Source organism: Bacillus sp. IS1 (assembly GCF_032461585.1).
Taxonomy (GTDB): domain Bacteria; phylum Bacillota; class Bacilli; order Bacillales; family Bacillaceae; genus Bacillus; species Bacillus velezensis.
Genome location: NZ_JAWCWR010000001.1, coordinates 590,420 through 617,257, shown reverse-complemented (window position 1 = coordinate 617,257; position 26,838 = coordinate 590,420). Strand labels below are relative to the sequence as shown.

At 50.2% G+C, this 26,838-nt stretch carries 2 protein-coding genes; both read right to left on the bottom strand.

Going from position 1 to position 26,838, the window contains the following annotated elements; genetic code table 11:
* Window positions 1-11: 11 nt before the first annotated feature.
* Window positions 12-16,313 (bottom strand): non-ribosomal peptide synthetase, encoded by a 16,302-nt coding sequence (locus RUW00_RS02670; RefSeq protein ID WP_280145110.1) that lies wholly within the window; start codon window positions 16,311-16,313, stop codon window positions 12-14.
* Window positions 16,303-26,838, bottom strand: a complete 10,536-nt coding sequence (locus RUW00_RS02665) for a type I polyketide synthase (protein WP_280145109.1) — start codon at window positions 26,836-26,838, stop codon at window positions 16,303-16,305. The genes RUW00_RS02670 and RUW00_RS02665 overlap by 11 nt, the downstream gene beginning before the upstream one ends.

Here is a 26,838-nt window from a genome sequence, read left to right as displayed (position 1 = left end):
CCGTCCCCTCCTTAACTCAATTGTTGTACATGTCTTGTTACTTTAGGCTGATAGCTTCGCAGTTTTTGCATCGCCGAGCCGTGATGTTCAGGGTATACTTCTATCATTTCTTCCGGTTTTTCCTCCGGCTCTTCCGCCTGTTTCATCATGACGAACTGATTCAATGGGCCGCCGAGCAATCGTTCAAGCGCCGCCATTGCTTCCGGCGCTTCAATTGATCCGACTCCCGCCAGTTTCATCCGTTCTTGATATTCGGCAGATGATACGATTCCGACACTGCCCCAGTAGCTCCAATTCATCACTGCCGCCGAATACGGCCGAACTTGAGCCAAATGAGCGGCAAAGGCATCTTTGAAACTGCATCCGGCAGCATAATTGCTTTGTCCGGCTGCTCGTGCAAATGATTGAACAGATGAGAAGAACAAAGCAAAGTCCAGCGGCTCATTTTGGAACACGCGGGCCATATTCACGCTGATATTGACTTTTGCAGCGAGCACGCTTTTAAAACGGCTTTCCGGCATATTTTTCAGGCTCTGATCCTCTAAAACAATTGCGGAATGGATGATTCCGTTAATTTGCGGGTGCGTGCGTTTGATCGTTTCATACGCCCGTGTGAGCTCATTCGGATTTGCCGCGTCAGCTTCAATATAAATCGGCGCCGGGCCGAATTGGCTGAGTCTGTCGATTTTTTCCTGGATGGCGCTGTTATGTTTTCGTCTGCCGATCCAAACGACTCGCGCCTGATACGTTTTCACGGCATATTCGCTCCATGCCTCGCCGATGCCCCCCGCACCGCCGATGACAACATAAACGCCGCCTTGTTGGTAAGCGGGCCGGCTTGACACCGGCTGCTGTACAGGAATAAGGCGCTGTTTGTACCAGTGATTGTTCCGGTACGCCCATGTATTGCCTTGCTCATCAAACGGCGCTGAGAACAGCTCCGCCTTTGAAACATCTTCCGGACATCCGGCATCAATCAGCCTTGTTTGCCAGTTCGGATACTCTTTTGCGAGCGAGCCGACCAAACCGTGAATGCCTGCATGAGCCGGATCAATAATGTCCGCCGGCTGTACGGACTGTGTTTTTATTGTGACTGCAGTCAAGCTGATTCGCTTGCCTCCATATCCTAAAGCAAGCATGGCCTTAATCACTCTGTACATCTGGATGACGCCCGCATCCTGAGCTTTTACCATGTCATCAGCGCTGTGAAAAGGAGCGATCCATACGATATGCCCGAAAGACCCTGTTGCTTTCAGTTCAGCCGCAACAGCCTCTATTTCATCCTCCGGGTTGATATTAAGCCGTTTCGCAGAAGGATGATGCAATTGAAAAACCGCGCTTTCCTCATCCCCCGCGATAAAGACAACCTCTTCCGTCTTATATGCCGGGCTTTGATCACGGAATTCCGCGAGATCCCACACCGGAGCCAGAAGGTTTGATCCATTTAATGATGTTTCCGGCGCGGGGCCTTCCATCATTCTGGAAGAAATCCCTTTAATTCTGACACAGACCCGGCCGGTCTCATCGCATAAGTCAATGTCCATACGCTGTATTTTTTCATCCGTTCCCCGGGAGCTGACGTACGCCCACATGCTTGTCGTGCACGGGCTGAAAATGTCCAGTTCTTCAAGGGCGAACGGCAGTGACAGCTGGTTATCATCTGCGTGCAGCTTCAGACCGATTGTCGCTTGCAAAGCTGAATCAAGCATACACGGGTGAAGAACGTATTGATCTGCCGTTTCTTCGAGGAAGGAAGGCAGCCGGAGCTCAGCTAATACTTGATTGCTTCCGATATGAATGTGCTGAATTCCTTGTTGTCCGGGACCGTAGTCAATGCCGATTTTGCTGAATAAGCCGTAACACTGTTCAGAAGTCAGTATACTGAGGCCGCATTGAGCTTTCAGTGCGCCTATATCACGGTGCGGAGCCTCCCCGGCGCTGAGAATGCCGGCAGCACCCTGACAGTGTATCTGCCTGCCGCTTGCTTCTGTTTGTGAATCCGTGTAAATGTCATACACGATTTCACCGTTTTCCCTCGGGTTCAGGCTGATTTGCGCTTCAATCGGGCGGTTTCCCGCTTCGATCGGCCGAACCCAAACGATGTTTTTCAGGCGGGTGACATACGGACGTTCCTTTTGCCCTTTGACTGCCTGAGCAACCGCCGCCCTAGCCATTTCCAAGTAGGCGACGCCCGGCATAACCGGCTTGCCTTTAATAAGATGATCGGTGAAAATCGTCTCTTGTCCCGTAAATTCGGATCGGTACCGCTGCTCTGTTAAATCTGATACATTTTCGTGAAGCAGCGGGTGCAACACCCGCGACGTCGGCACAGCTTGCGGTTTCTCTGCTTTCGGCCGATTGTCCGTGATCCAGTACCGCTCTTTCGCAAACGGGTAAGCAGGAAGACTCATCCGTTGGGGCTTGATATCTGAATATAAGCCGTCCCATTTGATATCCGCGCCCTGCACCCATAATTCCGCAAGCTTGACATTTTCTCGGCGGCTTATCAGCTCTTCGATATCCGCTTCGCCGTTTGCGCCTGCCAGAATGGATTTCAGGGAGGTTTTACCCGCTTTTCCTTTATAAATGCCCGCTATATCATAACGTCCTTTCGCACAGCTCTTTAGCTTGTCCCGCAGTTCTTCGGCCGAGGAAGCGATAATGGCCGCTCTTTCTTCCATCGCATCACGTCCCTGCTGAAGCGTGTAAGCAACATCCGCAAGATCCGCATCCGTAAAAGAAGCTTGCGCCAGCTGCTGCGCCTGTTCCTGCAGACGCTCTTCCTCTTTGGCCGACAGCACAAAGATTTGAGGGTGTGTGAAAACAGCTGTTTTTCTTTCTACCTTCGGGATATATTCTTCAATGACGACATGGGCGTTTACGCCGCCGATGCCGAAAGAACTGATTCCCGCACGGCGCGGCAGATGATTGCCGTTTTCGTCTTTCAATGCCGTCCATTCTCTTTTTTCCTGTACGATGTAAAACGGACTGTCTTTCAGCTTGATATACGGGTTGATGACCTCGCTGTGGAGGCTTTTTGCAAGTGTTTTATGCTTCATCTGCATCAGCACTTTGATCACACCCGCGACACCGGCTGCCAGTGACAGGTGGCCGATATTGGTTTTAGCCGATCCCAGACCGCAGTGACTCGCGTAAACGGCGGAATCGCCTGTTTTTTCGTACAGCTTTTGAAAGGCGGATTTCAGGCCGTTGATTTCGACCGGATCGCCAAGCTCCGTTCCGGTTCCGTGCGCTTCTATATAAGTGACTGTTCTCGGATCAATGCCTGCTTTGTCATAAGCCGTTCTGACGACTTCCGCCTGGGCTTTCGGGTTCGGTGTCGTCAAGGAGTTCGCGCGTCCGCCGTGGTTGACCGCGCTGCCTTTGATGACACCGTAGATATGATCGCCCGCTTTTTCCGCTTCTGACAGCTTTTTCAAAAACAGAATTCCGGCACCTTCACTGACGGCAAATCCGTCCGCCCTGTCGGAGAATGTTTTACATTTCCCTTCTTTGCTCAGAGCGCCGGCTTTGTCATAAGCGATGTGGCCTTGCGGTGTGACGACGGTATTCACGCCGCCGGCGATCGCCATATCGCAGTTCCCGTTTTCAATGGCGCATACGGCGTGATGAATCGCGACCAGCGAGCTGGAACAAGCCGTGTCGATCGGTTCACTCGGCCCGTGCAGATTAAGCATATAGCTGACGCGGTTCGGCCCCGCTGACGGACTCATATTTGCGGCTGACGCACCGCCGATATCCAGGTCGGAAAACAGTGAACCGTATCCGGTATTCCCCGTGCCGATATACAGGCCTGTTTTCGTGCCGGAAAGGCTTTTAGCGGAATATCCCGCATCTTCTATCGCCTTCCACGCATACATCATTAACAAGCGCTGCTGGGGATCCATCTGTTCGGCTTCCAGCGGTGAAATTCCGAAGAACAGCGGATCAAAATCCGCAACTCCGTCGATAAACCCGCCCCACTTTACATTTGTTTTGTTGGCTTCATTAAGCGGGTCACCGTAATACTCACGCCAGTCCCAGCGATCCGCCGGAACCTCTGTTATACAATCTTTTCCCTCTTCTAAGTTGCGCCAATACTCATCAATATTTGCTGCCTTCGGAAACACTCCGCTCATGCCGACAATAGCGATCGGTTCCGGTTTATGTTCAGCCGCAGTCTGAACAGGCTGTACGGCAGTTTTTGCAAATCGTTTGTTCCCTGCCAGTCTGATGCCGCCATCATCAGTTACGCCGCTTTGTTTTTCTTCTTTCGGCTGTGTGCTGCCGGCAAATTGTGTTTGATAGTCTTCTGCTAAATGATGCGCCAGGGCTTGAATCGTCGCATATTCAAAAAATACGGTCGGTGTCAGATCAAGCTGATAAGTGTCATTCAGCTTGTTGGCGAATTCCGTCAGCGTAATGGAATCAAATCCGTATTGATTAAACTCCAATTCGATATCGATTTCTTCAATGTTTATTTTCAGAAGCCCGGAAACCTCTTTTGCCAGCAATTCCTGAAGTTTTGCCGTCAGGTCTTTCGGCGCAGGCGTTTCATCCGTTTTCTTAACCGGTGCAAAAGCGGCTGCAGGAGTCTTTTGAAGCAGCTTTTCCCGCATTACGGCGCGGTTTCCTTCCATGACGAGCACGCTTGTTTTCCCCGTGCTCCATGCTTTGTAAAGAGCTTCTATTCCGGTCTCAGTGCGCATCGGCGTTACACCGGTTCTTTTTTCGGTGAGCTTCGCCATTTCTTCATTGACTTGCATTCCGCCGTCTTTCCAAAGCGGCCAATTGACCGACAATGTATGTCCGTGGCGGTACATTGCCGTAACCAGCGCGTTGCGGTATGCCGCATAGCTGTCCATAAATGCGTTTGCCGCCGCGTAATCCGCCTGTCCCGCATTCCCGGTGACGCCGGAAATGGATGAGAAAACAATGAAAAAGTCCAGTGCTAAATGCTCGGTTGCTTCATCAAGGTTGACAAATCCGTCCGTTTTAGGAGCCAATACACTGTAAAACTCTTCGGTTGTTTTCTTTGCGATATACTGATCTTTCATCACACCCGCGCTATGAATGATGCCGTGAAGGCCGCCATATTCCGTCTCAATTGTTTTGACCAGGTCTGCCGCAGTTTGAGCGTCTGTTACGTCAGCCTGCTTGTATTCCGCTTTTGCTCCGAGTGATTCAAGCGATTGCAGCTGCATCCGCTGATTCTCACTTAAAGCGGAACGGCCTGTCAAAACCAGTGTCGGCTCTTTGACTTTGCGGGCGATTTCTTTCGCGAAAATAAAGCCTAAGCCCCCGGCTCCTCCGGTAATGAGATAAATGCCTCCGTCGTTCCACGGAATGCGTATTTTGCCGCCGGACACGGCCGTTTCTTTGACATCTGCGCTGTATCGGATGCCGTTTTCATAATTGATATGGCTGTCATCAGCCCGTGTTTTATTTTCTCTGATGATGTCTGTGATTCTGCCGTTTTCCGCCGGTTCTATTTCAATCAGCTGGGTTTTCAGTTTTTTATGTTCCAGGCCGGCTGTTTTTAACAGAGCTGAAATGCCTGAGAGCAGCTGATGCTTATCTGTTTTAGAGAGAACCGTCTGGATGAGGACGTCTCCATCCGTCTCTTCCTTCAGCAGTTTTTGCAGCGTCTCCAATATCCGTCCTGTATAATCACGGAAGCGCGCCGCCGCTTTCCCATGCTGGGAGGTCATTTCAATACATTCAGCTCCCGCGGCTTCAACGGCTTGTTTCAATCCGGCGTCTGTGTCACAAAGCAACACGATATGCCGGGCAAAAACCGGTTCCGTTTGAACGGCGGTTTTATCGCTTCGGCTCCATACCGGCTCAAGCATGAGCGTTTCCGGAGCTTTTTCTTTTTTCTCAGGTTCTTTTTCAGCCGTTCTGAATGACAAACCTTTCAGCCTTACGCAAACCTTGCCGTTTTCATCACAAATATCAAGATCGCGCTTTTCAATCTGGCCGGCTTTGTGGTCTTCAGAAAGTCTGGCGTAAACCCACATCTCGGCAGCGCATGCGCTGAATACTTCAAGCTCCTGAACCGCAAACGGAAGCATCAGTTTTTCATCATTTGTTCCGGTTAATATGCTTGATGCCTGCAATGCAGAGTCCATTAAGCCCGGATGCATGACATACTCCTGTACCGTGTCCGCACAAGCCGCATCAAGTGACAGTCTGCCCAATACGAAATCATCACCTGTATAAATCGCTTTGACACCCCGGAAAGCCGGGCCGTAATCAAAACCGATTTTGCGGTACATATCGTACACTTCATCTGCAGAAAACGGTGTCTCGGCGGATTGTGATCTCAGCTTTTGGAGATCAATGACCGGAGCCTCGGCGTCAGGGCGGACTGATACTGCCCCTTGGCTGTAAACGGACGGCTGATCTGTGTCCCGGCCGCTGTAAATGTCGAATTGAACGTCATTTGCCGTTTCAGGAATGAGACGGATGTTGACATGAACCGGCTCGTCTTCAATGGTGATCGGCCGCACCCAAACCGTATTCTTAAGCTTGACGCTTCCTAGTCCGGCCGGAACTTCAGATGCCTGTTCCATTGCTGCGCGCGCCATTTCAAGATGTGCCACTCCCGGTAAAATCGGCACGCCTTTTACAACATGGTCCGCAAGGTAAAATTCTTCTCCTGTATAGATTGAACTGAACCGCTGTTCTGCAAGGTTTGAAGTATTTCTGTGCAGAAGCGGATGAAGCGCGTCTTGTTTTCCGGCAGATATAGTGCTTGTTTTTTCGTGTTTTCCGGTATGTTTCGCCGCCCAATAACGGTCTTTTGCAAAAGGATACGACGGCAGGCTCATGCGTTTAGGCGGCCGGTCTCCATACAGCTTCGCCCAATCGACGTTCAGCCCTTTGACCCACAATTCAAGCAGCTTCGCGTATTTGCCGCGGGCCATCCATTTTTCAACGGCTTCTTGAATTTCTTCATCTTCCGTCAGCATTTGCAGCGTGCCTTTGTCTATTCTTCCTCTGTACAAGTCCGCGTGCTTATCTCCAGTGATAAACTGTGACAGTTTTTCCTGCAGTTCTTCTGCGGATCCGGCAATAACCGCCAGGCGTTCTTCCATGGCGTCCCTTCCGATTTGGAGGGTATATGCCATAGAAACGAGGGAGGATTGATCGTACCGCTTTTCTGTAAGCGCGCGTTTCAGCTGTTTTGCCTGCTCTTTCAAGCGTTTTTCATTTTTGGCGGACAGAACGAAAAGACATGAATCGATATGAGAATCATCTGCTTCCTCTCTGTCTTCTGGAATGTATTCTTCGATGACGACGTGGGCATTTACGCCTCCGATGCCGAATGAGCTGATGCCCGCGCGGCGCGGCTGTTCGTTTCCGCGTTCGTCCGTCTGCGTCTTCCATTCCATCGTCTCCCGCACCAGATAAAACGGGCTGTCTTCAAGCTGAATGTACGGATTTACCGTCTCACAGTGGAGACTTTTTACTAGTGTCCGATGCTTCATCTGCAGCAAAATTTTAATAATGCCCGCTGCTCCCGCGGCAAGGGATAAATGGCCGATATTCGTTTTGACCGACCCTAAGCCGCAATAGCCGGCCGCTTTCTCTTTTCCGTCTGTAAACGAGCTGAACGCTTGTTTCAGGCCGTTAATTTCAACGGGATCTCCCAGTTCTGTTCCGGTGCCGTGCGCTTCGATATAAGAGACTGTTTTCGGATCAATGCCCGCTTTTTTGTATGCGGCTTTAATGACTTCCGCCTGTTGTTTCGGGTTAGGCGTTGTTAAAGATGCCGCACGGCCGCCGTGATTCACCGCGCTTCCTTTAATGACGCCGTAAATATGGTCCCCATCCGCCTCAGCGGCTTTCAGCTTTTTGAGGAAAAAGAGCCCTGCTCCTTCACCATGGGCAAAACCGTCAGCCTGATCAGAGAACGTTTTGCATCTTCCTTCTTTACTCAGCGCGCCTGCTTTGTCAAAACTGATATACACATCCGGAAGAACAATCGTATTGATTCCTCCCGCCAAAGCCATGTCGCACGTCCCTTCTTCAATTGAAGAAACGGCATGGTGTATGGCAACGAGCGAGCTTGAGCAGGCGGTATCAATCGGTTCGCTCGGCCCGTGCAGATTGAGCGTATAGCTGACACGGTTCGGTCCGACAGACGGACTTGTATTCGCCGCGGATGACCCTTCAATCTCGGCATCGGCATTGGCTAAAAGAGAACCGTAGCCGGTATTTCCGGTCCCGATAAACACACCTGTTTTTGTGCCTGAGAGACTCTTTGACGCATATCCGGCATCTTCAATCGCTTTCCACGCGTGCGTCAGCAAGAGTCGCTGCTGAGGGTCCATTTGCTCCGCTTCCCGCGGTGAAATCCCGAAAAACAACGGATCAAATTCAGCAATTCCGTCTATAAACCCGCCTTGGTTGACGTTTGTTTTATTGGCTTCTTTTGCGGGATCTCCGTAATAGTCCCGCCAGTCCCAGCGGTCTTTCGGAATCTCGGTCATGCAGTCTTTGCCTTCTTTTAGGTTCTGCCAGTAAGCTTCAATGTCTTCTGCCATCGGGAAAATCCCGCTGATGCCTACGATTGCAATCGGTTCCGGCCCTTGGTCCCGCTGCACTGTCTGCGGAAGTGTCTCAGGCAGAGTGCGGCGTCGCTTAACGGCCGGGCGCGTGATTTGAGTCTCTTTTACCGGTCTTGCCGATTGAACCGTTTTTGTATTTACCGCAAACCGTCCGGCAAATTCCTCTTCGTATTCACTGATTAAATGAACGGCAAATTCATGGATTGTCGGATGATCAAAGAAAATCGTCGGCGTTAACGTAAGCCGGTACGTTTTGTTTAACTGGTTCGTAAACTCAGTCATCGAGATAGAATCCAGCCCGTATTTTGTCATTTCTTCATGAGGATCAATTTTGTCAATGTTTACTTTTAACAATGAGGCCGTCTGCTGTTTTAACAGATGCTTCACTTTTTCAAGCAGGCTGTCAGCATCAATGTCATGACGTACGCCGGTCTCTGTTTCCGGATGATCATTCTCTTTGCGGAACAGTTTTGCTTTCATGTGTTTCACATCTCCTTCAAGAACCGTCATCCGGGCTGTCCCGCTCATCAAGCCTTGATATAAAGCCTTGATGCCGGCATCTGTGCCGAGCGGTGCGATTCCCGCCTCCTGCATCAGCATATCTTCCGTCTGCTTTCCTGCCTGCATTCCGCCTTCTTTCCATAACGGCCAGCTGACAGAAAGCGTCTTTCCGTATCTTTGTCCTGCGGCTTGTAAAGAACGGCGGTACTCGGCATACATCTCCATAAAGACATTTGCAGACGCATAATCAGCCTGGCCGACGCTTCCAAGCACACCTGATAAGGATGAGAAGACAATAAAGACATCTAATTTCTCATGTTGTGACGCTTCATCAAGATACACAAGGCCCTTCACTTTCGGAGCGAGAACATCTTGGTATTCCTCTGCCGTCTTCTTCACCATGTAGTTGTCTTTTATAATGCCGGCACTGTGAACAATCCCGTCCAGCCTGCCGTGCCGTTTGCGGATATTGCGGATCAATCGGTATACTTCTGCTTCGTCCGTGACATCGGTCTGCTCGTAGAAAACAGAAGCGCCGGCAGCACGTACTGTTTCCAGCATGTCTTTCTGCTTTTCTCTGAGAGCGGACCGGCCGGTTAGTATGATGACGGTGTCTTTTGTACGGTTTGCGATCTCTTTTGCAAAAATCAGACCTAAACCTCCCGCTCCTCCTGTAATGAGATAAACGCCTTCGTCTTTCCATGGAATGTCCGGCTCCGCTCGAGGTATATCCATTTCTCCCCAACCAGCGGCAAAGCGCTTGCCGTTTTCATATTTCACATGGACGCTTTCGGCATGCATACGGTTTTCGGACGCTTTTTCCGCTATGCCTTCAGCACTTTCTTCCTCCTCGGCTTCGATCATTTGACAGATCAGCTTGGAATGTTCAAGGCACGCGGTTTTGAAGAGGCCGGTAATGCCTGAGAACACCTGCTGTAAGCCTGCTGACCGCGTAACAGCCTGAAGAAGAACGCGGCCCTTCGGCTTGCTTTTCATTATGGTTTTGATATGGTCAAACAGCTGGCCCGCATAAGAATGATACCGCTCTGCAATGGATGCGGGACGAGCGTCCAAGATAATGACGCTTGCATGTTCAAGCTTTGCTTCCACGGCCTGTTTTACAGCTTCATCGTACTCACAAAGGAAAATGATATGCTCTTCATACGAAGGCTCGTGGTCCGCCGGTTCCGGCTGCTCTTTCCAGACCGGTTCAGCGAGCAATGTGTCCGTACGGCTGACCGAAACGCCGGCACCCGCGTTTTCTTCCATGATCCGCGTTGAGAAACCTCTCATCCGCACACAAAGCCCCCCGTTATTGTCATATAGATCAATATCGGCTTTTTGGATAGGATCGCCGGCTTTATTGTTCGCACTGAATGTGACGTGCACCCACATATCATCAGCGCACGGATTCAGAACGTCCAGCTCCTCTAAAGCAAACGGCAATGCGGCTTTGAATGGTTCCCCGCTTTCTGTAAGCAGCGCTCTCGTCACGTTTTGCAAATATTCGGCGGCCTGAAGCGCACCGTCCATCATACTCGGATGAAGGATATAATCAGCTTTTGTATGAGAGACGGATTCAGGAAGCTTCAATTTAGCAAGCAGCCGGTCTTCGCCTTTGTATACAAGCTGCACCCCTTTGTATCCGGGCCCGTAATCAGCACCGATCATTCCTTTGTAAAACGCTTGAGATTCGATTGTTCCCTGTGTGCACCGGCGCTTCAGCTGCTCAATATCCGCCGCTTCCTCCGGTTCCTTCCGGATGATTTCAGCGATGCCCTGATTATAAAGAGGAGCTTCTTCACCGATAGAATCGTTACCCCCGTACATTCTGTAATGAATCTGTCCGTCCTCTTCTTCATAAAGTCCGATATGGACACGGACAGCCTCCTGATCGGCTATCACCGGGCGGACCCATACGATATTCTTTAAGCGCAGGCCCAGAGATTCCTCTGTTGCCCCGCCGATGCTTTTCTCCGCCGCGGCCCGTGCCATCTCAAGGGTAACGGCAGCCGGCACGATCGCCATTCCTTTAATGATATGCTCGGCAATAAAATACTCTTTTCCCGTGAATTCCGAACTGAACCGCTGCTCCTGCAAGACAGATGTATTCTGATGTACCAGCGGATGCAAAAGTTTGGTATCTGTTTGCTTCACAGTTTCCTCCGGCCAGAAGCGCTCCTCTGCGAACGGGTAGGTCGGCGCACTGATTCTTTGCGGCGCGGAATCCTGATACAATAAGCCCCAATCGACACGCGCTCCTTCAACCCAGAGCGCCGCGAGTGCTTTCAGCTTTTCATCCCGTGTCTGACATGACGCAAGCTCTTCCATCTCCTGAGCTGACACTCCTCTGCTTCTCACTTTTTCGCCCCGTAAGATGTTTTGGTCATTGCCGTTGATAAAATCCTGCAGCTGACGCTTCAAATCGTGACGATCATGACTGATAAAAACGGCTCTCTCTTCCATCGCTTCACGTCCGGTCTGATACGTAAATGCCAGATCATGCAAGGAAACATCGTTTTCGGCTTCATCCAGAAAGCCGGATAAACAAGATGCATAGGCAGTAAGACGCTGCTTATTTCTCGCTGACAGCGGAACGATAAAAGGCGGCTGTCCGTCATTTGATCCGCTGATCGTTTTGTTTTCATACTGTTCAAAAATGGCGTGGGCGTTTGTTCCTCCGAGTCCGAATGAGCTTAACGCTGCGCGGTGCGGCGTCTCTCTCTCCGGAAGCGGTTTTCGCTTATCCGCCACATAAAACGGCGAATCGCTGAATTTGATATTCGGATTCGGTGACGTGTAATTAATGGTAGGTGCCAGCTCCCGATGATATAAACTCATGGCGACTTTGATGCACCCGGCCAGACCTGCTGCTGTATCCAAATGTCCGATATTCGTTTTTACGGAGCCGATCCCGCAATACTGCTCCCGGTCCGTGTAACGTTTATACACTTGCTGCAGCGCGGACATTTCAATCGGATCACCCAATGTCGTTCCAGTGCCGTGCGCTTCGATATAGGAAATCGTCTCCGGGTGAATATTCGTGCTGTCTAAAACATGCTGGATGACGTCAGTCTGGCCTTTTACACTCGGTGCGTAAAAACCGACTTTATCCGCTCCGTCATTGTTCAGACCGATGCCTCTGAGCATGGCGTATATGTGATCTCCGTCCTGAACGGCTTGTGACGCCTTTTTCAGCAGAATGACGGCCGCTCCTTCTCCGCCCGCCATACCGTCGGCTGAAGCGTCAAATGCCTTGACATGCCCGTCGCTTGAAAAATTCAATCCGTTTTGGTGCACATAGCCGATGCCGGTCGCTGCATGCAGAGTTGCTCCGCCGACGAGCGCGTATTCCGATTCTCCGCTCGTTATGCTTTTGTAGGCTGAATAAAGACCGACTAATGATGATGAGCAATTGGAATGAACGAAATAGCTTGGCCCTTTTAATCCGAGCTTATGGGAAACCATCGTCGGAATCGTACCGCTCTGTGCTAACACCCATGACACATAGCCGTCGGGAGAATCATGGCCTTCTGTTGTTTTTTCCGGCAAAAGCGACCGATACGAATTATTGCTTGCCGACATATATACGCTTGTCTTCGGAATCTCTTTCGATACATATCCCGCGTCCTCGACGGCTTTCCAAGAATGAAGCAGCAGAAGCCGAAGCTGAGGGTCCATAAATTCTGCGTCTTTCGGAGAAATGTGAAAGAACTCAGGGTCAAAGAGATCTTTTCCTTCTATCGTCGATAATGCCGGCACATAGTCGGGATTTTCGATCAAATCCTCAGGCACACCGGCTTCCCGAAGTTCTTCTTCCGAGTAGAAACGGACGCTTTCTTTTCCTTCTCTTAACTGCTTCCAAAACTCATGATGATTTTTCGCGCCGGGGAACTGGCAGGAAATCCCCACTATCGCCACACTGTCTTCAAAGTAAGACGGCATCCCGTTTTGCGGTGTATGTTCTTTTTCTCTTTCATCTTGGCCGGGCACCTCTGATTCAGCTGCCTGTTTTGTTTCAACAATAAATCGGCTGATCGCCTGAATGGTAGAGTGTTCGAATAAATCCGTGACGGTAAAATCGCATTCCAGCTCCTGTTTAATGCGTTCTGCCGCTGCAACAGCCAGAAGCGAGTCTCCTCCCACATCGAAAAAGCCGTCTTCGGTTTTGATGCCCGCCGTATTCAGCAGGTCTTCCCATATTGCGGTCACTTTCGCTTCCGCTTCTGATAACGGCAGTCTGCCCGTCTTTTCAGACCGGTGAACGATTACCTTGCGCTGTTTTAGGTCTTTGCGGTTCACTTTTCCGCTCGGTGTTAACGGCAGCGCATCCAGACGGATAAAATGGGCAGGCGCCATATAATCCGGCAGACTCGATAAAAGATGGTTGCGGAGCGCTTTTTCATCTGCCGTATGACCGGAGCGGGCCGTATAATAAGCAATCAGCTTTTTATGTCCGTTCTTTTCCTGAACAACTACCGCCTGATCAAGGATATCCGGATGTTCGCTCAATTTCGTTTCAATCGCTCCCAATTCGATGCGGAAGCCGCGGATTTTCACCTGACTGTCAATACGGCCGGCATATTCTATATTTCCGTCAGGCAGCCATCTGGCCAAATCACCTGTCTTGTAAAGTTTTTCTCCTTCACTAAACGGATTATCAATAAATGATGCCGCCGTCAGCTCAGGCTGATTGTAATAGCCTCTGGCCAGACCGGCGCCGGCCACGCAAAGCTCCCCGGCCACACCGTCAGGGACGGGGCTGAGCTTTTCATCGACGATATAAAGCCGCGTATTGTGAATCGGTTTCCCGATCGGCGTATTCCTGCTTGTGATTTCCTTTTGGCCGCAGCTGTAGTAAGCGGCATAAATGGATGTTTCCGTCGGGCCGTATATGTTTTCAATTCTGGCATGTTTGAAGATGGAAACTGACTTTTTGACTAAATCTTTCGGAAACGCCTCACCTGCCACCATCACATACTTCACAGGGCCGTCTTCTGTAAATGCCGTATGCCGCTTTACCGTTTCCAGAAACACATTAAACACGGCGGGCGCAAAATTCAGATGCGTGACCTGGTGGGTTTGGATGTATTCCATGCAAAGCTGCGGATTTTTTTCTGCACCAGGCGGCAAAATGACAAGCCGTCCGTTTCCGATAAACCAGCCGAATAATTCAGAAATCGAAACGTCAAATACGTAATTCGTTTTTAACAAATAGGCATCCTCTTGAGCGACCGGGTACTCAGCTTCCAAAAACTGCAGCGTATTCATGATGGCCCTGTGCTCAACCATGACGCCTTTCGGTTTTCCCGTGCTTCCGGATGTATATAGAATATAAGCGAGATGATGCGGTTTTGAACGCGGCGTCAGTTGTGCCCCGCTGACAGAACGTCCGCTGTTTTCAATTTCCACCGTGCTCACACCGCCGATGGCCAACTGTTCAATCATGCAGCGCGTCTTTTCCTGCGTTAATACAATTGAAACGCCGCTGTCAGTCAACACGTGCGCCATCCGTTCGTTTGGAAAAGCCGGGTCCAGCGGCACATACGCGCCTCCCGCTTTTAAAATGGCGAGGATGCCGATGACCATCTCAAAAGAACGCTCCGTACAAATGCCGACCGGGCATTCCGGTGTGACGCCCTTTTCTTGCAGGTACACAGCGAGCGCCGTGCTTCGTTCATCTAATTCGCGATATGTAAGACTGTTTTCACCGAATGTGACGGCTTCTCTGTCAGGGTGGCGTCCGGCTTTTTCTGCAAACACTTCATGAATGCAGCGCTCATTCGGCTGATGGGATGAACGGCTTGCTTCACGTTTTTGATTAAGCAGGCCGGAACATGCTTCAAAAGCGATCTCCGGATCAGAAAGCACCTTTTCTGCCAGTTTCATATAATGCTCCGCCATCCGTTCGATGAAAGAAGGGCTGTAGACATCCGGGTTGTACAGAAATTGCAGGACGGTTCCCGTTTCTTTTTTATAGACTTCAAGCGCAAGCTCAAATTCGCCTTCCTGATGAATGTCTTCTATCATTTCAATGCCGAGTGATTGATATAGTTCCGTCAGCTTTTCCGCTCCTTCTGTGCGGAAGAAGTTTTGATAGAAAAACGCGGTTTGAAAAACAGGCGACACCGCAGGCGAGCGTTCCGTCTTCAATTCTTTGACAAGCGCGGGAAACGGATACGCGGCATGGTCCAGCCCTTCTGCCAGTGTCAGCTGCAGCTCCTTCAAAAACGACGTAAAAGATTTGGCGCCCGTCTCCCTGCTTCTGACCGCGATCATATTAATAAAGTATCCGATGACAGATTCAAATTGAGCCTCAGAACGCCCCATCGTCGGCATGCCGACGATGACATCTTCCTGATTCGTATATTGATAGAGCAGTCCTTTAAAAATAGCGAGATACACAACGGATTCATTGACATTATTTTTTTGGGCACAAACTTTAATCTGCCGGTTCAGTTCATCAGGAAGCAAGCGCTGATACGCCTGCCCCCTGCACGTTTGGACCGATGATCTCGGATAATCCGACGGAAGCTCAAGCACCGGCAGCGGTCCTTTCAGCTGCTTTTTCCAATAAGACAGATGCGTTTTTCCCGCTTCGCTTTCCAGCAGCTCTTTTTCCCATTTCACAAAGTCATGATAATCTGCGGCCTGCTGAAGCATGACAGGTTCTTTGCCTTCACTTGCTTTTGCATAAGCGTCCAGCAGCGCCGACATAAACGTCATAAGAGAGACGCCGTCAAAAATGATATGGTGAATGGTGATTAACACAATCGGCTCCCGCTTCGCCCGCCGGAATACTTGAACACGCAGGAGCGGCCCGGTTTCAAGCGAGAACGGTGCTTTTGCTTTTTCTTTAATAAACGAAAGAGCGTCACGCCCGCTTAATTCGGAAAGATCCATTTCTTCAATCGGAAAATGCCGATCCGTATCTTCTATCTGATACGGAAGGCCGTTTTCCTCTTTTATCACACTGGTCAAAATAGGGTGCTGGCGCTGCACGGACAAAAGGGCGTTTTTGAATGTCTCGACATCCAGCTTTTGAAAACGAAAGCATAACGGAATGTTATATGCGCTCATCTCCGGAAACATTTTCTGAAGCATCCACAAACCTTTCTGGCCTTCAGAAAGCGGACGTTTTGCAGTTGTCCGCTTGAAAGCCTGAAGCTTTTGTTCTACTTCAGCGATGGTGAGCGTTCCTGATCTGTAGGCATCGAGAAGTTCTTTATGATTCATAGGTCTTACTCCCTTCTATGATGTCTTGCACTCTTTTAAAATCTAATGTCCCCTCAGAGACCTGTTTCATCATGGCGATGATCTCCTGATCCGTATACTCCTTGTTATCCGGAGCGGCGGCTTCTGTTTCGGTTTCTTCCGTTCGGTAAAACGTTTCGATCGCTTCTTTATGTTCTGTCAGGTAATAGCTGATGACGTCTCCGAGCGTGGCATAGCTGTAAAATAACGCCGGAGTGACTTCAATGCCGTAATGACTCGACAAAAGAGCGGCAAATTTGGCTAAATAGATGGAATCAAATCCGAATTCCGCCCAGTTTTTATGCAGGACGAGTTTATCTTTGGATATTTTCAGCAGACTGTGTATCAGCTCTTTCAAATCCGCTTCGAGCCGTTTTTCCGCGCTTTCTTCCGGGATGCGGCGGCTCACGGTTTCCAAAAGCGCATCCGTTTTTAATGAATCGTCCCGCCGTATGCCTAAAAATCGTTCGGCACGGCTTCTTTCACCGGCAATGACAAGGCACTGGGTGTTGTCTTGAGAAATGATGCGCTCAAAAAGCTCAATGCCTTCATCTGTTTCTAAAAGGCGCTGGCCGCTTGATTTCAAGTACATGCCCGTCGTCTCTTCACCGCCGACGGCCATTCTGCCGTTTTTCCAGACCGGCCAGTTTATGACAAAAGCGTTTCCGCTTTCTGATTGTTCGTTTTTATAGTGGGCATACGCCATTTGAAACCTGTTCGCGACCGCGTAATCACAGCAGCCGAAATCCCCTAAAACAGCCGATGTGGATGAAAAGTAGCAGATGAAATCAGGCGTTTCGTTTTTCAGCCACTCGTCAAGAAGCAGGCTTCCGTTTATTTTCGGTTCAAGCGTACTGCGGAAATTCCCGATTTCATTTTCAAAGACGGATGTTCTGCTTTCGATGCCCGCCGCATGAATGACGCCGTGAATGGCTCCGAATCGTTCTTTCGCGCGCTTGATGCAGTCGCCCATTCCGATCGGATCACAAACATCGGCTTCGGCGTAAAGAACACCCGCACCGAGATTTTCCAGGTCTTTCATTTTTTCTTTCTTTTCTTCATTGATCGGCGACCGCCCCGTGAGAATGACATTTGCCTGGTAGTTCCGGGCCAGATGGCGGGCAAATAAGTAGCCGAGCCCTCCTAATCCGCCTGTAATGAGATATGTTCCGCCGGTTCTGATCCTGCCGTTTTCTTTCGTTAGTCCGGTTGGTTCGGTGTGATAGACATATCGTTTTCCCTCTTCCAAGAAAACAGTATGGTCTGTTTCAGCTTTCAGCTCGTCCCAAATGGTTCTCACCCAGTCCGTTATGGCCGCACCGGCTTTTCTGAAGTGGCCGGTAACACTTGTTTTCGGGAGAACAATGCCGAGCGAACGCTCAAAGCCGATCCATGATTCCAAGTAGCACCTTTCCAGACCGGATGCATATTCCCCCGCCAATAACAGCCTTTCCGGCTGCAGACCGGTCTCAGCCATTGCTTTGAGAATATGGACGATACATGAATAATCTTCGATGCAGCTTTTATCTTCAAGCGCCCATAAATACAAAATGGCAGAAGCCTCACCGTACTCTTTTTGAATATCCGCAAAAGCGTTCACATATGATTGCGGATCTTCCCGCACCACTTGGCAGCGGCCGGCGGACAGAGCCTCATACCGGTCTCCCTGAGCGATAAAAATAACGTCAATGTCACTGTCATACGATTTGACCACAGAGACGGCTTCCTGCTGCTTCTTCTGATCAGATAAGAAAGAAATCACCGTTTTGACTTGCTTTGCTCCGGCAGCCGGCAGAGCCTGTTCTTTAAGAACTTCTCTAAAAGCCATTACTTCAAATTGTTCCGCCGGATCACTTTCATCAGCCGGCGCGTTAACGGGCGCGGCCTTGCTTTGTACAGGCTGCTGATGCCAGAAGCGTTCTTTCACAAACGGATAAGCAGGCAGGCTGATGCGGGCCGGAGGACGGTCTCCGTATAATTTCGCCCAATCGATGTCCAATCCTTTTACCCAAAGCTCAAGCAGCTTAGAATATTTCCGTTTGCTGATCCAAGCGTCTATGATTGTTTCCATATCATCATCCGCCGAAAATACGGCAAGCATCCGTTTGTTTTCTTCCGTGCCGTCACGGTGCAGTCCGGCGCTGTTTTGTCCGGCGATAAATCCATTCAGTTTTTCCTCAAGTTCATAAAGTGAATGGACGATAAAACCGAGACGCTCTTCCATCGGCACCCGGCCCGTCTGAAGAGTAAAGGCTATGCTCATAAGGTCGCTGCCGCTGTATCTTTTTTCACGGATGGCGTCTCTGAGCTGTTTTGCTTTTTCAGTGAGCCGTTCGCTGTTTTTCGCGGACAGGACGATGATGGCGGACTGATCTGCCGGCGTTTCATCAGGCTCTTTGTCTGCCGTATATTCTTCTATGACGAGGTGGGCGTTTGCTCCTCCCGCGCCGAAGCTGCTTAACCCCGCCCTTCTCGGAAGCTCTTTGCCGCCGATGACGGGACGTTTCCACTCACCGAGCTCCTGCTGAACGGCAAACGGCGTATACGCGAAATCAATATTCGGATTCAGCTGTTCCGCGTGCAGGGACGGTGCAATTTGGCGGTCTTTGAGCTGGAATAGTATTTTTGTCAGACCCGCAATGCCCGCGGCGCTTTCACAATGACCGATATTTGATTTTGCGGAGCCGATGGCGCAAAACTGTTTGTCTGTTGTATCCTCTTCAAATGCTTTCGTTAATCCGGCGATTTCAATCGGATCTCCTAATGCGGTGCCCGTACCGTGGGCTTCAATATAACTGACGGTGCGCGCCGGGACGTTTGCCCTTTGGAAAGCTTCTTTTATTAAGGCGGCCTGCGCATTCGGATTCGGAACGGTGTATCCGTTCGTTTTGCCTCCGCTGTTAATGGTGCTTCCTTTAATCACACCGTAAATGTGATCGTTGTCGGCAATCGCTCGGTCTAACGGCTTTAACACGACCGCGCCCACCCCTTCTCCGTCGACAAAACCATCCGCGCGGTCTCCGAACGATTTGCACGTGTCACCTGCGGAAAGCATGTTCATGACTGACAGATTCATATAATGGATCGGATCGGTCACTATGTTTACGCCCCCGGCAATCGCGCATTCGCTTGAACCGCTGTATATGCTCTCAAGCGCCAGATGAATGGCCGTCAAAGAAGAAGAGCAGGCTGTATCAACGGCAATGCTCGGCCCTTGGAAATCAAAAAGGTAAGATACCCTGTTGGCAATGGACCAGTAGCCGTAGCCTGTCGGGTAGTTTTTGTTCATCGCGCCGGCAAAAACACCGATTTTTCTGCTTTGGCACAGGTTGTCAGGCGTATAGCCGGCATCCTCGATACTCGCATACGCCGTTTCTAAAAATAATCGCTCCTGCGGGTCCATTCGCTCTGCTTCCAAAGGAGAAATCTGAAAGAACAGCGGATCAAACTTGTCCATATCCTCAATGAAGCCGCCCCATTTCGTATAAATAGAGCCTTCTTTACCTTTCTCTTCATCGTAGTAATCCTTCCAGTTCCAGCGTTCCCGCGGGATTTCTTCTATGCAGTTTTTTCCTTTTTTAATATTAGCCCAAAGCTCAGCCGCTGTTTTTGCCTGCGGGTAGCGTCCTGAAACACCGATGATGGCCACGTCGCGAACCGAACTTTGCCGGACCGTCTCTTTGGCTGCCCGTTTTTCCCTCCGCCGCCAGTCAGTGCGAAGCGGCTTAGCCGGCTGTACAGCCTGCGGTTCTGGTGATGCCTTCCGTTCTTCCTGAACAGGCGTTTGTCCCGTCAGTTTGATCATCGCGTCTTTTTTCGTTTTGATTAAGTGAGCGACGAGCGCCTCAATCGTCTGATATTCAAAAAATAAAGTGCTGCTGACTTGGTCCAATACATTTCGTAACGCGTTTGTCAGCTGTACAACGACGATAGAATCAATTCCGTATTTTTCAAGCGGCGCTTTCGGATCAATTTGAGCCGGCGGAATTTTTAATGTTTCTCCGATTAACGTTTTCAAGTACTCGGTGCTTTTTTCTGTTAAAGACGTGTCGCCTTTTTGCACCGTTGTTTGCGCCTGAAGTTCCGGCGCATGTACTGCTTTTGGCTGAGCGGTCCGTTTTTCGGCCCCTGATTTAAGCGTTTTTTGGCGAACAATGCCGTTGCTTGTTGCCGCTATAATCTGATGGCTTAATTCATGTGCCGCTTCTGCCGGGAAGAAGACAGAATGCCAGCCTTCACTTTCTAACACGCGCTTCCAGCTTTCCGGATACAAGCCCGGGCACCCCGGAATACGAAGGGCAGAATCTTCATGCAGCCACCAGCCTTCAAGCAGTCCGAAAGTAATATGCGGGAACAGGCTGTTTCCCGCCATTTCATTTAAGAGCAGCAAACCGTTGTCTTTTAAAACGGCTTTGGCGTTTCTCAGCGTCTGGCGGATGTCTTTCGTCGCGTGGAGCACATTGGCCGCAACGACGATGTCGTATGCGCCCGGCTCTATGTCCTGGCCGGCAAGCGGCGCTTCTGCGTTAAAAAGCTGATACGTCAGATAAGGATTCCGTTTGCCGTATTCCGTCTCCGCATGCACGAGAAAAGCTTTCGATACATCGGTGTAACAGTATTCTTTTATATGGTTTTGATACGGCCTAAGCTTTTCAAATATGCCTGCGCTTGTGCCGCCTGTGCCCGCTCCGATTTCCAGGATGCGGATCTCGGCTTTTGAATGTTTGCTGATGTTTTCTTTCACATAAGCCGTTAATGTATCTGACAGGGCGCTGTTAAAGTAATCCGCGACTTGGTTGCGCTTATAAATTCCTTCAACAAGTTCCATTGAAGAGTGCGGGAACATGATGTCTGTCGCCGGCACTTCTTCCCGCAGAATGTCCGGCAGTGCTTTAAGCATCGTCTCGGCTAAAACAGTCATCGCTTTTGTATCGGCGTTATTGAGCCATTCCTCTTTTTCCCGCTCCCATTTTTGCCATAGCGAGGCGGTTGTGTTTTCGGCTCGCGCCGACAGTTTATATGAATCCGCATTCCCTTCCAGATAGCCATGTTCCAGAAGGAAAGCGATCGTTTGATTGAGCCATTTTTTAAAGTATTCGTGTTCGGGCTCATACGCTTTAAGGCTTTGCGGCGTCAGCAAGTCTGCTTCTTTAAGCTGGGCGATCAAAAGCTGATACAGAAAATCATCGAGCTCCTGATGGTCAGCCTCTCTAACAAGACGTGCGCCGGGCGGAGCGACCTTCGGCTGTTGTGAAAAGACAAGCGGCTGAGGCGGATAAACGGAAATCTTGTCTCTTTCATTCATCCCTTCGACTGCGACCGGTTTTGTCGTATGAATGAAGGCCGCCTGATCAATCGGCAGCGTCATAAGGGTTTCAAGCGCCTCCATTGCAGCGTCCGGTTCGATCAATCCCAATCCGATCTGATCCATCAGCTGAATAAAATCACCGTCTTCAGCCGCTTCGCTGTTGCCCCAATAGCCCCAGTTCATCACTTTGACCGGACAATTCCATGTCTGATCAAGTTCCTTCGCAAATGCGTCACTGAAAGCGCATCCTGCGGCATAATGGCTTTGTTTCACGTTATGAATAAATGCCACAAGCGAGGAGAAGAAGAGCGCAAAGTCAAGCGGCTCCCGTCCAAATACCTCCGCCATGGACACACTTACATCGGCTTTTGCCCGCAGCACCGATTTGAACTCTTCTGTCTTCATATTATTTAAGCTTTGCTCAGACAGATCCATTGCCGAGTGGATGATTCCGTTCATTTTTGTGTGGCGCTCTTTTATGAACTGATAAGCCCGCTCTAAGGAAGAACTGTCGGCGGCATCGGCGGAAACATATTCAGGCGCCGGACCGAATGCGCTGAGCCGGTCGAGTTTCGCCTGTATGGAATCATTCAGTGTGCTTCTTCCGATCCAAATGATGCGTGCTTTGTAGCGGCGGATCATGTATTCACTCCATGCCTCGCCAAGATATCCGGCGCCTCCGATCACGGCATAAACCCCGCCTGTTTGGTACAGCGTGCCGTTTTTCGGCATATTGTCAAGCGGGATCAGCTGCCGCTCAAACAGCTGCTGATTGCGGTACGCCCAAATTTGACCGTTTTTCCCGGCAGAAAGACTGAGCGCCTCTTCGATCGGCCAGCTGCCGTCCGTTTCTGTGTCAATCATGCGGATATGCCAATGCGGATATTCTTTCGCCATTGTTCCGGCAAGTCCGCTGACTGCGGCTTGTGACGGGTCGGCGCTGTCTTGATCCGAAAACGGCTGGGCATTTGCTGTGACGATGCACCAGTCCAAACGTTTTTCTCCGTACCCTAAGGCAAGTAATGCTTTCATCAGCTTGAACACATGAAGAACGTTCCTTTCCTGTTCCTTGAGGCTGTCAGCACTCTCAGCCTGCGGAGCAAGCCAAATGATTTGCTCCAGTTCTTTTTGTCCTTCAAGCATGTGCGTAAGAGATGTGATATCATCCGTACCTCTGATCGGATAATAGGAAGCGTTCGGCAGATGTTCTTTTATGCGCGTATGTCTCGAATCCGTTCCGCCGAATACTGCCGTCTGCTTATCCACCGCTGCTTCCCCGGCTTTTTCAAGCGCAACAGGCTCCCAAGCCGGAATCAGCATCGTATGGCCGACAGGCGCCTCCGAGGTTTCTCCGCCCGCTGTTTGGCTTGTGTCAAGCGCCCGGACGGACGCCCCTTTCATCCGGACATAAACCGTACCGGCATCATCACACATATCAATGTCAAATTTTCTTACGTTGTCATCTGCTTTGCTTCCTTCTGTGTACCGGATATATGACCAGATATGTTCAGGACACGGTCTGAACACTTCCACTTCCTGCATCGCAAACGGCAAAGAAAGCTCGTGGCTGTCTGCATCGTCATGTATCGAGCGGACAAGCAGACCGACGGAAGCGTGAAAAGCGGCGTCCATCATACTCGGGTGAAGCGTATACTGTTCTTTTTTGTCATGTACGGCAGCTGGGAGTGAAATACGGGCCAATAATCGGTCTTCTCCAAGCAGCAACTGCTGTACGCCCCTGTATGCCTCTCCGTAATCCAGACCGATCTTCTCAAAAGCACCGTAACATTCTTCCGCAGTCACGATTCCTAAATTGCAGGAAGCTTTGACAGACTCGATATCTATCTGGGCGCTGCCCTGTTCGGTAATGACCGCTTCACCCTGGCTGTGAATAACCGGATCTTCGTCGTTTTCCGCCTCACTGTATATTTCATAGGTAATCTCACCATTATCTTCTGGGTAAAGGGCGATATGTATTTCTTTCGGCTTGTCTTCAATTATGACCGGACGGACCCAAACAACCTGCCTGAGTGTGACGCTATGGTCTTTTTCCGTCACGGCAGCGGCCTTTTTGACCGCCTCTGCGGCCATTTCCAAATAGGCGACACCCGGCAGTATTTTTTGTCCGTTGACGACATGGTCAGATAGGAAAAATTCATCTCCGGTAAAAAGAGACGTGAAGCGCTGCTGCGAAAAATCTGACGTATTTTCTTGTAAAAGCGGATGCAGCACTGTGCCTGACGGGCTTTTCTCCTGTTTTTTCTGCTGCGGAATCCAATAGCGTTCTTTTGCAAACGGATACGTCGGAACGCTTGTTTTACGCGGTTTATATGAACCGTACAGCTTATTCCAATCTATTATTTTCCCTTCTGCCCATAACTCGGCAAGCCGTATCGGATCATCCGTCTCAGGAGCGGGTTCGCTCAGTTCCGGCAGCTCGGCTTGTCCGCGCCAAAGACCGGGGATGTTTTCGTTTCCTTTTACGAAATCATTCAGCTTTTCTTTCAAGTCGCGGGTGTCATTTACAAGGAAGACAGCTCTCTCCTCCATTGCTTCACGTCCTGTCTGAAGAGTATAAGCCAGTTCAGACAGCACCGTCTTTTCTGAAAGCGATCGGGCTAGTTTTTCCGCATAGGCCAGAAGCCTGTCTTTATTTCTTGCTGACAGCGGGATGAGTTTTGCTGCATCGTTCTCAGGTGCAGGCGCTTTTTGTTCAGGCTGAATGTATTCTTCTAAAATGATATGGGCATTCGAACCTGATGCACCGAAGGAACTGAGTCCGGCCCGGCGCGGATAATGTGTGACTTTACCGTTTTCTTCGGCTGCCGGCTGCTTCCACGGAGCAGTCTGCTGCTGTACGTAAAAAGGAGATCCCTCAAATTTCAGGTAAGGATTTAATTCCGCAGAATGCAGTGATTTGACAAGCGTTTTGTGATGAAGCTGCAGCGCCGCTTTTGTTAACCCGCTGATCCCCGCCGCTGATTCTGCGTGGCCGATATTTGATTTGACCGAACCGATGGAACAAAATTGCTGATCCTGCGTCCCTTGGCTGAACGCTTTTGACAGACCTTCAATTTCAATCGGGTCTCCTAACGAGGTACCCGTGCCATGGGCTTCCACATAACTGACGGTCCGCGGGCTGATACCTGCTTTTTTCAGACAGGCCTTAATGACTTCTGCCTGTGCAGCAGGACTCGGGACGGTAATTCCGCTTACTTTCCCTACGTGGTTAACGGCGCTTCCTTTAATGACCGCGTAAATGCGGTCGCCGTCTTGTTCGGCTTTTTCCAGCGGCTTGAGCAATACCGCACCGACTCCTTCTCCGGAAACGTAGCCGTCCCCGCCCTCGCCGAATGTACGGCAGCGGCCGTCACTTGAGTGCATGCCCACGCTTCCGTAGCTGAGATATTTCGCCGGGTGCAGCGACAAGTTCACCCCTCCCGCAAGCGCGGCTTCACATTCGCCGCGGCGGATGCTTTCAATGGCCAGATGGACGGCGGTCAATGATGAGGAACAAACGGTATCCACCGCGATGCTCGGCCCGTGGAAGTCACAATAATAGGACACTCTGTTGGCGATCTGCGCATAATTCAGTGAAACCGGAAAAGGATCAGTTTCAGATAATTGTTCTGCGCCGATTAAGGAATAATCTTTATGCATCACCCCTGCAAATACGCCGATCGGATGCTGTTTCTCCCCTTTATTCCCCAGCGTTTCAGGCGTATACCCCGCATCTTCAATCGTTTCCCAGCATGTTTCTAAAAACAGGCGCTCCTGCGGGTCCATCGTTTCCGCCTCACGCGGTGAGATTCTGAAAAACTGCGGATCGAAGCAGTCGGCATCGTCAATGAAACCGCCCCATTTTGATACTGTTTTTCCAGACGGGGACGTTACGTTTTGATATGTTTTCCAATCCCATCGGGACTTCGGAACTTCTGTGATGCAATCCGTGCCTGCCTTCAGGTTTTCCCAAAACTCCGCCACACTTTTCGCTTTCGGATAGCGGCCGGCCATTCCGATAATCGCGATGTCTCCGGTGTTTTTATGATGTTCTGGCGCGTCCGGTGCTTCAGCTTCAGACCGTGATGGTTCGGCTGCACGTTCCGCACATTCAAATGAAACGGTCTTTTTCAAAAAGGCTGCGAGTTCTTTTATATTTGTATATTCAAAGAGAAGAGTGGGCGCGAGGTCCGCACCCGTCTTTTTACTGATATCCTGTACAATCTCAAGCAAAGAAGATGAATCCAGCCCAAGCTCATAGTAGCCTGCAAGAACGTCCAACGTCTCCCAAGGCTGACCAAGCTTATCAGCCAAAAGCTTCTTTAAAAACAGAATGATGTCTTTTTCATCTGTGCTTTCCGGCTCAGTTGCAGCCTGTTGATTCTGTTCGGCTGTATTCGCGTCTTCTTCGAGCCGAACCGCTTTTCCCGTAATGTTTTTAAGCTCCGCCACCTTTTGTCCGGATCGGCTGAAGTACTCGATCGTCATCGTTGTGAGTTCTTTTTCCTGACGGACGCCGGAAGCGGCGATACGCGCCGTGCACTCTGATTGCAGCCTGTCGGCGGCCGTGAACGATTCATAATATAAAGGCAGGTGAAGCCGGTTTGTTTCAGAAAGCAAACCGCTCGCCCCGATTCCGCTCGCATCCAAAAGGGCCGGATGGAATAAAAAGAAATCTTTTCCTTCTTCGCAAGAAAGCTCAGCCAGCATGCCGCCTTCTGTTTCGTACAATCGTCCGTTCGATTTCATCATGCCGGAATGAACCAAGTCATGATCCAGGCAGCGGTTATACATGTCATCAAGATTCAGAGATCTGCCTGACTGCTTCACATCGCCGAAATCAATGGTTTCGTCAAATGTGACAGCGTCCCTTTTCACCATTTCAGCCGTCGCATATTGTATATTGTCTGACAGCTCGTCACCTTGCTGTTTCTGCCCTGAAAGGGAGATGAGCCACTTTCCATCTCCGCTATCAGAACATTGAATGGTCAGAATGATTGCAGCCGTTTCACTGACGGTTAAAGGCTGATAAATCGTAACGTGCTTCAATTCGAGCTCATTGTATACATAACCGTGTTCCTGAAAAACCTGATAAATCAAATCGATATAAGCAAGACCGGGCAATACCGCTTCACCAAAGACCATATGGCCCTTCATGATGGGATGATCCAGTGAGATATTGATTTTTTCCGATATCAT